Source organism: Bacillus sp. FSL K6-0138 (assembly GCF_037982765.1).
Taxonomy (GTDB): domain Bacteria; phylum Bacillota; class Bacilli; order Bacillales; family Bacillaceae; genus Bacillus; species Bacillus glycinifermentans.
In genome coordinates this window covers 3,889,564-3,901,447 of sequence record NZ_CP150286.1, presented here as the reverse complement: position 1 = coordinate 3,901,447, position 11,884 = coordinate 3,889,564, and the positions used below count along the sequence as shown (strand labels likewise).

Genomic DNA, 11,884 nt, shown 5'->3' with positions numbered 1-11,884 from the left:
CCCTATCCTACAGGGACATTATACCAAAAAAGGAGGAGCAAGCATGTTTTTAGTTGGCCATGTATGGCTACATAACCAAATTCATGTCGTAATCAGTGAATCTATCCATACGCATAATCAGGCTTTGTACAGGTTAATGCAGCAGGGCGGCTCAATCATCCAAAATGAGTGCAAAAACAATGCTCTCGGCTCTGTGATCGTAAACGGGAAAAAATCAGTTTGGCCTTTGACCAAGTCGGAAGGGCGTGTAATTGGAGGTAAACAACATGGCTAAGTATCGTCACGTTCATACTGAGTTTTGGCAAGACCCAAAAGTTCTTGAAGAGATGACACCGGAAGATAGGTACTTTTATCTTTACCTACTTACAAACCCTAATACATCTCAAATAGGCATTTATTCAATTACAAAAAAACAAATGGCTTTTGATTTAGGGTATTCCATTGAATCAATTAACAGCCTTATGGAAAGATTTTTAAAACATCATAAACTGGTGGAATTTAATCCTACGACACGAGAAATTGCAATTATCAAATGGGGTAAATACAACCTGACAAAAGCGGGTAAACCGATGCTCGATTGCATTCAAAAGGAGCTGCGGCAAGTCAAGGACAGATCATTGATTCAATTGATTTATCCTCACATTCCAAATGAATCTATAAAACAACTATTCTTACGATACGTTAACGATACGTCGACGACAAGTGACCAAAAAGAAAAAGAAAAAGAAAAAGAAAAAGAAAATAATATATTGTCGGGCAAGCCCGACGACGCATCTCCTGAAAAAGATGAAATTCCTTACAAACTGATCATTGACCTTTTAAACAAAGTCGCTGGAACAAAGTACCGTCATACTACACCAAAAACCAAGACCTTAATAAAGGCGAGATGGAACGAAGGTTTTAGATTTGATGATTTCAAACATGTCATTCTAGTCAAATGCGAAGAATGGCGCGGTACTGATCTGGACAAGTATCTAAGGCCTGAAACGCTGTTCGGCACTAAATTTGAAAATTATCTTAATCAAAAGCCAAAAGGAGGTAGACCTCATGACAGAAACATTCACCAAAGACCGGGCGGAAAGAGTCAAGGCAGAGTTATCACGGAGGATGACATTCCATACTGATGAGAACGGAAAGCCTGTCTATTGCAACAAGCATACAAGGATCATCGGCGGTGAAGAAAAGCCTTACCCGGTCCAACTCATGAAACTCCGAGACGGTTCAATAAAATGTCCTATGTGCGAAAGAGAACAACGTAATAAGGAAATCGAGCATGAAGCCGAGATATGGCGCCGTCAGGTAGAACGACAGATTCTATCGACTTATTCCCTTATTGCCGATCCTACCCTTAAAAAAGCAACGTTCGAAACGTTCCGCAGCTACAACCAAGAGGACGAGCAGAATAAACGGAGGATGATGGAACTTGTCAGCCGAATCAAGGCAGGCGCTGTGATGAACATCTTTTTGACAGGAGAATCTAACGCCGGAAAAAGTCATCTTGCAATGGCCGCCCTTAAAGAACTGAACAAAAATGATTCCGAAGAGTACGCGAAGTCAGCCCTCTTTGTTAACAGTGATGCCCTCATGAGGCGAATTAAAAAATCATTTAAAGATGATTCCGAAAAGCTGACAGAAGCTTTTGCAATCGAGCTACTTACAAGGGTTGATTATCTCGTAATCGATGACCTGGGCGCCGAAGTAGGGGACACAGACAACGAAAACAGAGCCGCAAATGATTTTATTCATCGTGTATGGTATGGGGTTTCTACTGGACGTCAAGGAAAAGTGACAATCATCACGACGAACCTTTCAGGCGTAGCGTTAACAAAACTATATGACAAAAAGACTGTTAGCCGATTGACAGCACACCTTGAGGCTATCAAATTTTTAGAAAAACAAACGGAGAAAAAGGGGCGGACGGCTCCGGCTCTAACCTTTTAGGAGGTGAAAACAAGTGAAGGACACCAACTTAAAACCGATCATGCCGGGTGTCTGGGGGCATGTGGAAACCAATAAAACACCCGAGGAACTCAAACAAGGATTAAAGGAACTAGAAACGAAGCTCGAAAACTTGCTGGCCTATTGGTCAAATGTACGGAGGGATAACGCATGAAACATGGTAAGAGACCAACGCGCGCGCAAAAGCAAATCATCAAAAAGAACGGTTTAAACCCTGAGAACTGGCTTATATCAAAGAATCTACAGCATGAGCAAAGATTGATCATCGTTCATCGTCACACCGGGACCGTGCGGGAGTGTTGGGCATGAAAATGGCTGCCCACGCTGATCGTTTAGAAATTGCACTTGATAACTTGAATTATGAATGGTCATATGTCCAGCTTTGTAAAGTGATAGATTACTGGTACGACGGCAAGTCATTGTATGACGCTGCCGATCTTCTGAAAAGAAACCCGGACGAGCTTTTAATTCTGATTGTGGACCTTGCAAAAAGAACCATTCTGCCGCACCGGAGAAACGGAATAGGGCCGAATGAGAGAATATGTATTTTCCCATCGAGAATGAAAGCCAAAAAGAATGGGTTGCGGCAGCTTTTCGATGACAGCCCTGTGTATATCCCGTTCTTAGACAATAATTTCATTTGGTATAACAGTGACATTCTTAAATTCAGAGCTTTGTGGAATAACGGCCAGTCTATTATCAAAATGGCAAAAGTCTTTAAGAGAGAGATTGAAGAAGTTTTATTCCTTGTGATCGATCAGGGGAACAAGGAAATGATTCGGCCGCGAAATGGGGGACTTTTAGGTGCGGAAGCGTCAGAAAACGAAAAAAGGCAGTTCAGGCTTATCGTTTGATAAAGCATCTTTACAGCAGCTTTTAGTCATTATCAGGTTTGAATCTTGTCCCAAGCATTTAAAAAATGCTGCTATGAAAAATCTTTTAAAGAGGTGAAATCTTCATGACGGAACAGGAGCGTTTGGAAAAAATCGAATGGATCAATTTGATTGAAAGGTACGGCAAGGAGTCGCTTAAGCAGAAGAGCGATGAGGAAATTGAAAAGCTTTATAACCTGGCAATGCTCCGGCAAACGGATGATGTGTTTGCATAAAAAAACCAGAGCTATTAAAAGCCCCGGAAAATAAAAACCTGACACTTTTATTTTATCACGGGGGTGCGGCTGGTGAACAGTCCTAAAGAAATCAAAATCAATCAAGATGTATCAATTACAAGCAAACTTCGAGATGGAAAGGTTACCGTCATCGTTTTAGATGGCCTTTACGGAAAGGTATATGAAGCAGAGGCCCCGGAACACGGCAGAACGATCATAGAAACATTTAAAGGTGACTTTTCCCGGATTCATCTTGAATCATCACACAAATTCAATTAATAGCAGGGGTTTCCCCTGCGGGGGAGTGAACGACATGTTTAAAGCAAAGTCAATAACTTTTAATTCTGAAACTTTTATGCTTGGTCAAATATATAAGCCGCCAGGTTTCACAAAGATGGCGACTGTCACAAATATTGTAGATAATCGGAATACTTATTCACATAACGAGGGCGGTTTTGAGGTCCGCTTTGATTCAGGGGATTTCTTACGGATTCATTCAAACGATGTAATTATCCATTGGGAGCCGATGGGCGGTGATGCGGAATGACACTTTTACAATCGTCTTTACTCCATACAATCAAGGCACAGCCGGATAACATGATTACAATTGACGAACTGGCTAATAAGTACGCACTTCACCCGGATTACGTTAAGTCGATCATTGAACGCACTGACGGGCTGGCGATTAAGGGGAACGTCGTCTATGCTCCAAAACAATCGTTTCTGCTGCCGTTGCTGGGGGTTGCTGGGGTGTTCGCGGCAATCGTGATTCTGCCGATGCTGATAGGGGGATAACCGGACACCCGGGGAAAGAATGGACCATCTCAAACATGAGTAAATAACAAGAAAAGGGTAAGGAGGTGCTTTTATGGCCAGATCACCTTTAATCTGGTTCGGTGGCAAGGCCAAATATGCCGAACACATCATAAACAAAATGTCCGCCCATAAGGTTTATGTCGAGCCTTTCGGCGGTGCGGCCCATGTCATAGCAAATAAGCCGCAAATATCCCATGAAGTGTACAACGATATTGACGGAAATGTGGTCAATTTCCTAATGCAAGTCAGAAAGGATCCAAAGGCAATGCAAAAGGCTTGTGAGTCCATCCCGTACAGCCGGGCGCTTTACGAGAAATGGAAGACTGAGGATTACCCAACAGACGACTTTGACCGGGCTGTCCGGTGGTTTTATATGAACCGGTCCGGGATCAGCAAGGGAAACGCGGAGAATGTTCCACAAACCGGTTGGCGTCACAGTACGAAAAGCGGTCAGAATCCGGCGGGCGGCTACATAAGCGCCTGTACAGCTTTTCAATTATTCGCCAACCGTATGAAAGGTGTCATGATTGAGTGTAAGGATTTCCGGACGATTATTGAAAAATACGATAGCCCGGATACTCTCTTTTATGTTGATCCTCCGTATGTCGGCCGAGAACAGTTTTATGCCGGCGGGTTTACAGAGCAGGATCACCGGGATCTGGCGCGGCTGCTGAATCAAGTAAAAGGAAAAGTGGTTCTCTCCTATTATGACGATCCTTTGATACTCGAGCTCTATCCGACTTGGGAAAGGGAAACTTTTTCAGCATATAAGCAGGTTGTCGGTGGATCCGGAAAAGGGAACCGGGCCGAAGAAATGCTGTTGTTCAATTATAAAATCACTCAGCTTAGTCTATTTGATTAGGAGGCGCGGCGGGCGCCGGGAAGGGGAAATGTTATGATACAGGATTACAAGCCATTTCTGCGGCAAGCCATCGATATTTTTGATCAAAAGTATGGAGTGAACGGCAGATTATACCTCATGTTCTGGCTGCAAGACAATTTGATGAAAACCGTCGGCGGACGGAAATAGAATAATGTCCTAGATGGAATGCCTGCGGACACTGAACTTTCAGCTTTTACGCTGTTTGTTTGGTGTCCGTTTTTTATTTGACCCGACGGCAGTTTAGTGAAAGGAGAAATAGACATGAAACCCAACAAAAGAAAACGCCCTGAAAAAGCGCAGGAGCGCTCTGAGCGCTTTTGGCGAGAGATTATGGGGCAAAATAAGCAGATTCTTAAACGAGGCAAAGGCGGCGCTTATAAGCGCAAATAAAAGGAGGAATAAACCATGCTATTTCAATTACCCGAAATCGATAGAGAAGCGACGAAAAAGAAAATTGAAACCATTCTCGATAATTACAGGGTGGTTCTCTTACAAGTGCCGGATGATCTGCTGCCGAAAGTAACGGCAGGGTTCAACATCGTTCCACCGTCAAATACAAACGCGTTTCATTCATCTACCGAAGATACGGCCATCAAAAGAGTCGAAATGGAACAGGAACGACATGCCTTTCTTTCAAAAATTCAAAAGGCCGTGAATCGTTTACCAGCCAATGAACGGCAGATCATCATCATGAAGTATATGTCCCAAGATCACCGTTTTGATTATGAAGTTTACAACGAAATAGGGATGAGCTCACGCACATACTTCCGGATAAAATCGCGCGCTTTTTATAACCTGGCTTTTGCATTGAAAGAGGAAGTGTACGTGAAGGGAAGTGCTTCATAATGAATTTTGTGCAGCCTATCAGGGACAAGGACCAGATTTATTATATTAAGAAATTCCTGAGAGAACGGAGTGAAAGAAACTATCTGCTTTTCGTCACCGGCATAAACTCGGGCTTGCGTATATCCGATTTACTTCGTTTAAGAGTCCGTGACGCGAAACGAATGTACATCGATTTACGCGAGAAGAAAACCGGCAAGCAGAAACGGATCAAAATAAATAAGGCCCTAAAAAAGGCCCTGGCCGACTATATTAAAGGTAGAGATGACCAGGAATTTTTATTTAAGAGCCGCGAAGGACTAAATAAACCGATCAGCAGAAGCACGGCATACAACATATTGAAAGAGGCGGCGGAATACGTCGGGCTTGATGGCATCGGCACCCACACCATGAGGAAAACGTTCGGTTATTGGCACTATAAAAAATTCAAAGACGTGGCCCTGCTGCAAGAGATATTCAACCATTCCAGCCCTGACGTCACGCTTCGATATATCGGGATTACTCAAGACACAATGGACCAAACAATGGACTCATTCAGCTTGTAAGCTCATCTGTCTTCAAAACGGATGAGTTTTTTTCTGGATATTTTAACGAACTAACCATAATGAGAAAGTGTCCAACTCATTTTGACAAAATGGCTTGAAACTATGCAGGGCAAAGGGTACAGCGGTTAGGTGAATTGGACACAATATAAGATATGGCTAATTCGTGGATAATGTGGATAACGTGATATTATAATCTCAAAGATGAAAGGAGGGATAAGTTTGATCGAGGAAGATTATTGCACTTGTGAAGAAAATTCTGGTGTTTCCCCGGATCAAAATGATGAGGGGCATTGGTTGGTATGTAGTGGCTGCGAGAAAGTTATTGAAGATACTTTTGAGTACTTTAATTACAATTCAAATGATTATTACGGATGAAATGATTTTGGCACAATTTTGGCGCAACGTTGGCACTCTCTTTTGTTTTAGATCGTTTAATATGGTATTAGGTCAAAAACAAAGAAAGTGAAATTTAAAAAAGAGCAACCGGCTGGCTGCTCTTTTGTCTTATGATCTAGGATTTTTGTAAATACCAAGATGTTCTTTAATAGCATCTTGAAGAAGATGCGAATAATTAATTTTATGCTCTTTTGCAATGTCGTCCATCCAGCGCGGGATAGTTAATGTTTTCTTAACTGCTGCATTCTCCATTTCATGACGGAAAGGCGGCATCCATGTTTCGATTAATACGATGCTTTGGCTATCTTCTGTTTCGATATCTTTTGAAGATGTCGGCTGAGGAATTTCATCACCATCTTGTTCAAGGCCATATAGATGGAGTGCCATAGCTTCTTTAGCCATAGTGAGAGCTTCCTCATCTGTATTACCGAAAGTGATGCAGCCAGGCAGATCAGGAAATGTAACTGTGATTCCGTCATCGTCGTAATCGAAAAGGGCTGGATAAATGTAACGATCTTTTTTCATAATCTATAACCCCTTTATATTTTTATGATAGTTCCTTTACAAGCAGGGCTATTCAAGCCCCGCCTGTTTAAGGATTGATTTTACTGTTTTCTTTGGGAAGTCTTTCTTAGGATGTGGGATGGTAACCGTTCCGGGTTTTGTTGGGTGTTTAAACTGATGATGACTACCTTTTACCCTTACTTGGTACCAACCATCTTGCTCAATTTTCTTGATTAGCTCTCTTGAATTCATTTGATGGTTACCATCTCCTTTCGACATATTTATTATAACACGTATAAAAATACGTATCAAGTATCTTTTGTTATTTTTTATTTATTTCAATGGGCATCCTATGGGGTGCTTTTTTATTTGGGTAGCTACTGACCACGGAAGGCGTTCGGGTGCACACGGATAGCCGGATGAAAGCAAGCGTTTCAGGGGGTTCAGTCTTAAACCCCTTGGTTTTATGTTCTCTGTAAACCGGGTTCCAGTGAATCTCAGAATAAACGATTGGCGGCCAATGAGAGCCTCTGAGTATGGGCCCGGTTTAGAAAGAATATACCAGACGCTTTCCCAAACGGGAGGGCGTTTTTTATTTGAGGGAGGGCTACGGATGAAAGTTATTGTGGAGAGCATTGAGACAAAAGGAGAGAATTTGTTTGTCGTTGGGAATTTAAAGGCGTATCAAGTCTATGGATATTTGATTGATGCTGACGTTTACTTTGAGTTAGGACCTTCATTTAAAGGGAGATTTTATTTTCCGGGTGAACAGGAAATGAGCTTTTCAAAAGCTGAAAAGAAAATACGTGAGTTGTTCACCGAACAAAAGGGGGACTGACCTTGTCAGAGGATGAATTGTACGTCAAACAATTTAAAGCCTGGCGTACTGAACAAGAGCTACTTTTAAAACAAATCAATTATGATATTGAAGTCAGCCGGAGAAAAATTGAATTGAATGAGAAACAAAAGGAACTCCATTTAAAACGGGTGAACATAGGAATTCAGGAGTTTAATAATTGGGTGGAAACAACCAATCGGAAGGAAAGATTGGAGCTCCTAAAGGAGGTAGAAGCATGTTTGAATTGAATTTAGCGCATACGAGTATTTTAGAGTTGTTAGAAAAGGCTGCTGAAAAGAATGAACTAATTTATGTAAGAGCGAGGCAAAGACGTGTTGGTAAAACAACTGCCCTATTGGAGTTTGCCAGAAAAAATAATTATCCTGTCCTGGCAAAAAGAGAGGTAGCAAGAAGTTACCAGCGAAGATATCCTGATCTGAATATTATCGGATATGTAGACGGATCAGAACTCGATGGGCTTTATAATGTCGTTTGTGATGAAGGCATACCAAAGGATGCTGTTAAAAGGCTTCACAAACGCGGAATTCTGTTAACCGGATTTATATTAGAGAACGTTTACGAAAATATAGGAGTTGACCAAGGCGTTTCTCTTGGTTATTCTGCACCATCGAAAAAAACAACTCCTTTGCTGCAGATTGAGCTTGATGATATTGATTCGATCCCGCACGTTTTCTATAAAGGCGAAAGGATCACCAAGCGTATTGCGATTGATTTTGAGTGGCGCACAGGGGGAGCCGATAAGGTTGGTTCTACCTATATTCGTATCAAGCATGCTAACAATCCCGATGAGAGGTTGGCGGTTGAGACGAAGGAACTGGCGATTGGCGAGAGGGCGTATGAATAGGGAACGTAAGCAGCGTTATAGATACCTACGAGAGCAACGAAGAGAACGCGACTATGAGCTTGGACTTATACAACTTGCTGGCCGTCCGTTCTGTAAGCCCAGACTAGTACGACTGGGGCCGGCGCTAACCCTATCGAGATTCATGGCGGGGGCAAGGCGATGAATACTGACCGTAAGAAGGAGGAATAGCATGGACGCAGTTTACGAACATCCGTTTATGACAATGTGGTTTATATTCTGGTTTGCTTTTTGTTTGCACGGAATAACCGTCAAAATAAAAAAATGGTAACTAAGGAGGAACAGTGATGAGCAAACGAGTCATTCAAAGGTTAGCACATGGCGCATTGGTGTGGGACAAAGGAGAAATGAAGTCTCATTTTGTAACACATGAGGAAGCCGCAAAGCTTGAGCAAGGGACGGTAGCCGAAGAAGCAGCAGAGGATAAGGCAGAGCCAAAACCAAAGGCAACCAAATCGAAAGGGACAAAGAAGGATGAAAAGACTGATACCAAATGAGATATTGCATTCATGACGGCTGCCAGACTCTCTTAGAGGAAGGCAGCTATTATTGTGATCAGCACAGGCCAAGGAAGAAAGGCCGAAAGCAAAACAAATTTCAGTCTGCAAACAAGTCTTTCTATCGATCTGATGCTTGGAAGGCCATGAGAGAGTACATTTACCAACGTGAAGGCGCCACTTGCAAAGAGTGTGGTCGTTTTGTTTTTGGACAGAACGCGCACATTCACCATGTCATTCCGATTTCCAAGCAGCCAGAATTGAAGCTTGATGAAACCAATTTGATTCTTCTTTGTCCAAAATGCCACGCAAAAATAGAAAACAAGGAAAAACAATCCCCCCCATCCGTTTTTACAAAATTTTTTTGATTTGGGGACAGGGCAGGGGGAGTCACGTGTATACAAAAATGAAATTTTAAAGGGGGGTGTGAGGGAATTTGAAGGAAATGACACCACAGCAGCGGTCGGCCCGGACTCGAAAATTGAAAAAAATACGAGCTGATGAAGAAGGGAAAATTTTAGCCTGGCTGAAAGAGGCGGGGACATATTCTGAAACCCTTACGCCTCTGATCAATACCTATCTGGATGCTCATGTGATCTATACCCAAATGTATGAAGAATGGCGGGACGAAGGTTTTCCGGCCACGCGGCTGCATCAAAATAAAGCTGGTGCAGTAAATGAAATGAAGCACCCTCTTGCTCAACAGGTAGCCGATTGGAACACCAAAAAAAGCAAGCTGCTGGAACAGCTCGGTCTTACGCCGAAGCTTCAAAAACAAGTTGGCGGCCAGCCTAATTCTAATACCGACAGTTTCCAAACCTTTAAATCGAAGTGGAGTGCTGACGGGTGATAGAACGGGGTGTGAACTATGCTGATCTATACGCTGATCAGGTATTGAAGAATAAAAAGGAGCATTGTAAATCGGTTATAAAAGTTGTTGAGCGCTACAAGAGGATGAAAAAGCGAAAAGACGTTTGGCTTGATGTCGATGAAGCAAATAAAGTCATGGATTTTATAGAAACCTTCTGCAAACATTCAAAAGGAGAGCTTGCCGGCGAACCCATTGAATTGGAATTGTGGCAAAAATTCATTTTCACAAACATATACGGCTTTTATAAAAAGGATGACAAGGGAAGGACTGTCCGGGCTGTTCGGACTGTTTATATTCAGATTCCACGGAAAAACGGCAAGACTGTTTTGGCGGCCGGTGCTGCCACATATGCAATGTACGCAGATGGAGAAAAGGGCGCCGAATGTTTTACAGCGGCGACCGATGCAGAACAAGCGAACATTGCCGCAAAACAAATTGCGGCGACCATTCAAAACAGCCCAGACCTTAACACTCGGACCCAAATTTATAAAGGTCCGAAGGGGCACATTAACGCTATCATTTACCGGTACACAATAAACGGTACACGGTTTGAAAATAGCATCCTGCCTCTGTCTAAAAATACACAGGGCCTTGATGGTAAAAACCCTCATTTCGTATTGCTAGATGAAGTACACGCGCAAAATAATGCCGACATGTACGACGTTTTAAAATCCGGTATGGGTTCGCGGTTGCAGCCGTTAATGTTCATCATTTCGACAGCAGGAAAAGGCACGACTTCCGTCGGCCTGCAAATCTATGATTATGCGCGGGGCCTATTGAATAACAAAAATGAGGAAGAAGAGGACATTTCCTATTTCACGTACATTACTGAACCCGACAAGGGAGATAAATGGGATGATCGGAAAGTCTGGAAAAAGGTGAACCCAAACTGGGGAATCAGTGTCCAACCCGACTTTTTAGAAAGTGAGTTTAAAACGGCTCAGATGAGCGCGGAGCGAAAGGATGAGTTTTTGGCCAAGTATCTGAATATTTTCGTCCGCAGCACCGGCACGTATTTTGATAAAGATATTGTCCAGAAAATGATCGAGGACAAGGAAGGGAACCTGATCAAAGACCTGGGCGATTTATCCGGCGAACAGGCAGTCATTGGCCTTGATTTATCCAGAACGACAGACCTCACATGCGTGTCTATTAATATCCCGACCCATGATGAAAACGGAAAATCTATGTTGAAAGTCAAACAGATGTATTTTATCCCGGATCATAACCTGGAAGCACGCGAAAAAATGGAGAACATCCCGTATCGGAACTTGGCCGAGCGGGGTTTTTTAACGTTATGCCCTGGTAAAACGATTGACTATGATATGGTTGTCGAATTCATTGTGGAATGTTCTCGGATTTATGATGTTGAACAAGTCAATTATGACCCTGCTCTTTCTCAAAAAGTGGTTGAAGCGCTTGAGGCTGAGGGATTGACTTGCGTGGAGACAAAACAATATTCTACCGTCCTTAATGCACCTTTTGATGATGCAGAAATTTTAATGTTTGAAGAACGAATCAAGACGGATAATCCTCTTTTTATCTACTGCACAGAAAACGTCGTAGCAGATAAAAACTTTCAAGGCTTGAAGCGGCCTTCCAAAAAGCAAAGCAAAGCTAAAATTGACGGCTTTGTTGCTTTTTTGAATGCCCATAAAGAAACCATGATGATGCTGGTTGATTACGATGAAGACGAATATGACGCAATGCTTAATGAATTGTACAGATAGGGGGTGGTGAG

General features: G+C 42.6%; 24 protein-coding genes. 22 read left to right on the top strand and 2 right to left on the bottom strand.

Annotated features, from left to right (window positions below; translation table 11 throughout):
• Window positions 1-43 precede the first annotated feature (43 nt).
• The 15 genes from MHB78_RS20580 to MHB78_RS20510 all read left to right on the top strand — a co-directional run bounded on the left by MHB78_RS20580 (window position 44) and on the right by MHB78_RS20510 (window position 6,529).
• A complete protein-coding gene (locus MHB78_RS20580; RefSeq protein ID WP_046129146.1) occupies window positions 44-274 on the top strand; it encodes a hypothetical protein in 231 nt (76 codons plus the stop codon).
• Window positions 267-1,124, top strand: a complete 858-nt coding sequence (locus tag MHB78_RS20575; RefSeq protein ID WP_046129147.1) for a conserved phage C-terminal domain-containing protein — start codon at window positions 267-269, stop codon at window positions 1,122-1,124. Before MHB78_RS20580 ends, MHB78_RS20575 begins: the two co-directional genes overlap by 8 nt.
• Window positions 1,108-1,941, top strand: a complete 834-nt coding sequence (locus MHB78_RS20570) for an ATP-binding protein (protein ID WP_046129263.1) — start codon at window positions 1,108-1,110, stop codon at window positions 1,939-1,941. The genes MHB78_RS20575 and MHB78_RS20570 overlap by 17 nt, the downstream gene beginning before the upstream one ends.
• Before the next feature lie 13 nt (window positions 1,942-1,954).
• Entirely contained in the window at window positions 1,955-2,113 is a 159-nt protein-coding gene (locus MHB78_RS20565) for a hypothetical protein (protein ID WP_017475015.1), read from the top strand.
• Between the two features lie 151 nt (window positions 2,114-2,264).
• Window positions 2,265-2,813: a hypothetical protein gene (locus tag MHB78_RS20560; RefSeq protein WP_046129148.1), complete on the top strand. Its 549-nt coding sequence runs from the start codon at window positions 2,265-2,267 to the stop codon at window positions 2,811-2,813.
• Between the two features lie 104 nt (window positions 2,814-2,917).
• A complete protein-coding gene (locus MHB78_RS20555) occupies window positions 2,918-3,067 on the top strand; it encodes a BH0509 family protein (protein WP_128748284.1) in 150 nt (49 codons plus the stop codon).
• A 72-nt stretch (window positions 3,068-3,139) separates the two neighbouring features.
• On the top strand, window positions 3,140-3,346 hold the full coding sequence (locus MHB78_RS20550; protein ID WP_046129149.1) for an XtrA/YqaO family protein: 207 nt from the start codon (window positions 3,140-3,142) through the stop codon (window positions 3,344-3,346).
• Window positions 3,347-3,380: 34 nt separating this feature from the next.
• Window positions 3,381-3,614, top strand: a complete 234-nt coding sequence (locus MHB78_RS20545) for a hypothetical protein (RefSeq protein WP_046129150.1) — start codon at window positions 3,381-3,383, stop codon at window positions 3,612-3,614.
• Window positions 3,611-3,862, top strand: a complete 252-nt coding sequence (locus tag MHB78_RS20540) for a hypothetical protein (RefSeq protein ID WP_046129151.1) — start codon at window positions 3,611-3,613, stop codon at window positions 3,860-3,862. The genes MHB78_RS20545 and MHB78_RS20540 overlap by 4 nt, the downstream gene beginning before the upstream one ends.
• Before the next feature lie 73 nt (window positions 3,863-3,935).
• A complete protein-coding gene (locus MHB78_RS20535) occupies window positions 3,936-4,745 on the top strand; it encodes a DNA adenine methylase (protein WP_046129152.1) in 810 nt (269 codons plus the stop codon).
• 33 nt (window positions 4,746-4,778) lie between these two features.
• Window positions 4,779-4,913: a hypothetical protein gene (locus MHB78_RS20530; protein ID WP_269081994.1), complete on the top strand. Its 135-nt coding sequence runs from the start codon at window positions 4,779-4,781 to the stop codon at window positions 4,911-4,913.
• Between the two features lie 114 nt (window positions 4,914-5,027).
• Window positions 5,028-5,156 carry a hypothetical protein gene (locus tag MHB78_RS20525; protein WP_099047076.1) on the top strand — a complete coding sequence of 43 codons (129 nt, stop codon included), beginning with the start codon at window positions 5,028-5,030 and terminating at the stop codon, window positions 5,154-5,156.
• A 15-nt stretch (window positions 5,157-5,171) separates the two neighbouring features.
• Entirely contained in the window at window positions 5,172-5,612 is a 441-nt protein-coding gene (locus MHB78_RS20520; protein WP_046129153.1) for an ArpU family phage packaging/lysis transcriptional regulator, read from the top strand.
• Window positions 5,612-6,154, top strand: a complete 543-nt coding sequence (locus MHB78_RS20515) for a site-specific integrase (protein WP_046129154.1) — start codon at window positions 5,612-5,614, stop codon at window positions 6,152-6,154. Before MHB78_RS20520 ends, MHB78_RS20515 begins: the two co-directional genes overlap by 1 nt.
• A gap of 219 nt (window positions 6,155-6,373) precedes the next feature.
• Window positions 6,374-6,529: a hypothetical protein gene (locus MHB78_RS20510; protein WP_164918132.1), complete on the top strand. Its 156-nt coding sequence runs from the start codon at window positions 6,374-6,376 to the stop codon at window positions 6,527-6,529.
• A 129-nt stretch (window positions 6,530-6,658) separates the two neighbouring features.
• Here MHB78_RS20510 and MHB78_RS20505 read toward each other — a convergent pair whose 3' ends face one another.
• Together MHB78_RS20505 and MHB78_RS20500 are read right to left on the bottom strand one after the other, a co-directional pair.
• Window positions 6,659-7,075, bottom strand: coding sequence for a type II toxin-antitoxin system HicB family antitoxin (locus MHB78_RS20505; RefSeq protein ID WP_046129156.1), 417 nt, complete (start codon window positions 7,073-7,075; stop codon window positions 6,659-6,661).
• Window positions 7,076-7,123: 48 nt separating this feature from the next.
• The gene (locus MHB78_RS20500) at window positions 7,124-7,306 is read right to left on the bottom strand and encodes a type II toxin-antitoxin system HicA family toxin (RefSeq protein WP_043054107.1); all 183 of its coding nucleotides are present in this window, start codon (window positions 7,304-7,306) and stop codon (window positions 7,124-7,126) included.
• 361 nt (window positions 7,307-7,667) lie between these two features.
• Between MHB78_RS20500 and MHB78_RS20495 the strand changes: the two genes are divergently transcribed.
• The 7 genes from MHB78_RS20495 to MHB78_RS20465 all read left to right on the top strand — a co-directional run bounded on the left by MHB78_RS20495 (window position 7,668) and on the right by MHB78_RS20465 (window position 11,873).
• Window positions 7,668-7,892 (top strand): hypothetical protein, encoded by a 225-nt coding sequence (locus MHB78_RS20495; RefSeq protein ID WP_046129157.1) that lies wholly within the window; start codon window positions 7,668-7,670, stop codon window positions 7,890-7,892.
• A 2-nt stretch (window positions 7,893-7,894) separates the two neighbouring features.
• Window positions 7,895-8,140 carry a hypothetical protein gene (locus MHB78_RS20490; RefSeq protein ID WP_046129158.1) on the top strand — a complete coding sequence of 82 codons (246 nt, stop codon included), beginning with the start codon at window positions 7,895-7,897 and terminating at the stop codon, window positions 8,138-8,140.
• Window positions 8,128-8,757 (top strand): hypothetical protein, encoded by a 630-nt coding sequence (locus MHB78_RS20485; RefSeq protein ID WP_046129159.1) that lies wholly within the window; start codon window positions 8,128-8,130, stop codon window positions 8,755-8,757. Before MHB78_RS20490 ends, MHB78_RS20485 begins: the two co-directional genes overlap by 13 nt.
• 305 nt (window positions 8,758-9,062) lie before the next feature.
• Entirely contained in the window at window positions 9,063-9,272 is a 210-nt protein-coding gene (locus tag MHB78_RS20480; protein ID WP_046129160.1) for a hypothetical protein, read from the top strand.
• Window positions 9,269-9,640: an HNH endonuclease signature motif containing protein gene (locus tag MHB78_RS20475; RefSeq protein WP_340033090.1), complete on the top strand. Its 372-nt coding sequence runs from the start codon at window positions 9,269-9,271 to the stop codon at window positions 9,638-9,640. The genes MHB78_RS20480 and MHB78_RS20475 overlap by 4 nt, the downstream gene beginning before the upstream one ends.
• 77 nt (window positions 9,641-9,717) lie before the next feature.
• Entirely contained in the window at window positions 9,718-10,122 is a 405-nt protein-coding gene (locus MHB78_RS20470) for a P27 family phage terminase small subunit (protein ID WP_043054550.1), read from the top strand.
• Window positions 10,119-11,873, top strand: coding sequence for a terminase TerL endonuclease subunit (locus tag MHB78_RS20465; protein WP_099047075.1), 1,755 nt, complete (start codon window positions 10,119-10,121; stop codon window positions 11,871-11,873). The genes MHB78_RS20470 and MHB78_RS20465 overlap by 4 nt, the downstream gene beginning before the upstream one ends.
• Window positions 11,874-11,884 lie beyond the last annotated feature (11 nt).

Coding starts and splice junctions, on each gene's coding strand:
- MHB78_RS20495 (WP_046129157.1), top strand. CDS start 7,668: ATGAAAGTTATTGTGGAGAGCATTGAGACAAAAGGAGAGAATTTGTTT.
- MHB78_RS20485 (WP_046129159.1), top strand. CDS start 8,128: ATGTTTGAATTGAATTTAGCGCATACGAGTATTTTAGAGTTGTTAGAA.
- MHB78_RS20555 (WP_128748284.1), top strand. CDS start 2,918: ATGACGGAACAGGAGCGTTTGGAAAAAATCGAATGGATCAATTTGATT.
- MHB78_RS20525 (WP_099047076.1), top strand. CDS start 5,028: ATGAAACCCAACAAAAGAAAACGCCCTGAAAAAGCGCAGGAGCGCTCT.
- MHB78_RS20580 (WP_046129146.1), top strand. CDS start 44: ATGTTTTTAGTTGGCCATGTATGGCTACATAACCAAATTCATGTCGTA.
- MHB78_RS20545 (WP_046129150.1), top strand. CDS start 3,381: ATGTTTAAAGCAAAGTCAATAACTTTTAATTCTGAAACTTTTATGCTT.
- MHB78_RS20475 (WP_340033090.1), top strand. CDS start 9,269: ATGAGATATTGCATTCATGACGGCTGCCAGACTCTCTTAGAGGAAGGC.
- MHB78_RS20575 (WP_046129147.1), top strand. CDS start 267: ATGGCTAAGTATCGTCACGTTCATACTGAGTTTTGGCAAGACCCAAAA.
- MHB78_RS20480 (WP_046129160.1), top strand. CDS start 9,063: ATGAGCAAACGAGTCATTCAAAGGTTAGCACATGGCGCATTGGTGTGG.
- MHB78_RS20500 (WP_043054107.1), bottom strand. CDS start 7,306: ATGAATTCAAGAGAGCTAATCAAGAAAATTGAGCAAGATGGTTGGTAC.
- MHB78_RS20530 (WP_269081994.1), top strand. CDS start 4,779: ATGATACAGGATTACAAGCCATTTCTGCGGCAAGCCATCGATATTTTT.
- MHB78_RS20570 (WP_046129263.1), top strand. CDS start 1,108: ATGACATTCCATACTGATGAGAACGGAAAGCCTGTCTATTGCAACAAG.
- MHB78_RS20540 (WP_046129151.1), top strand. CDS start 3,611: ATGACACTTTTACAATCGTCTTTACTCCATACAATCAAGGCACAGCCG.
- MHB78_RS20505 (WP_046129156.1), bottom strand. CDS start 7,075: ATGAAAAAAGATCGTTACATTTATCCAGCCCTTTTCGATTACGACGAT.
- MHB78_RS20520 (WP_046129153.1), top strand. CDS start 5,172: ATGCTATTTCAATTACCCGAAATCGATAGAGAAGCGACGAAAAAGAAA.
- MHB78_RS20470 (WP_043054550.1), top strand. CDS start 9,718: ATGACACCACAGCAGCGGTCGGCCCGGACTCGAAAATTGAAAAAAATA.
- MHB78_RS20535 (WP_046129152.1), top strand. CDS start 3,936: ATGGCCAGATCACCTTTAATCTGGTTCGGTGGCAAGGCCAAATATGCC.
- MHB78_RS20515 (WP_046129154.1), top strand. CDS start 5,612: ATGAATTTTGTGCAGCCTATCAGGGACAAGGACCAGATTTATTATATT.
- MHB78_RS20560 (WP_046129148.1), top strand. CDS start 2,265: ATGAAAATGGCTGCCCACGCTGATCGTTTAGAAATTGCACTTGATAAC.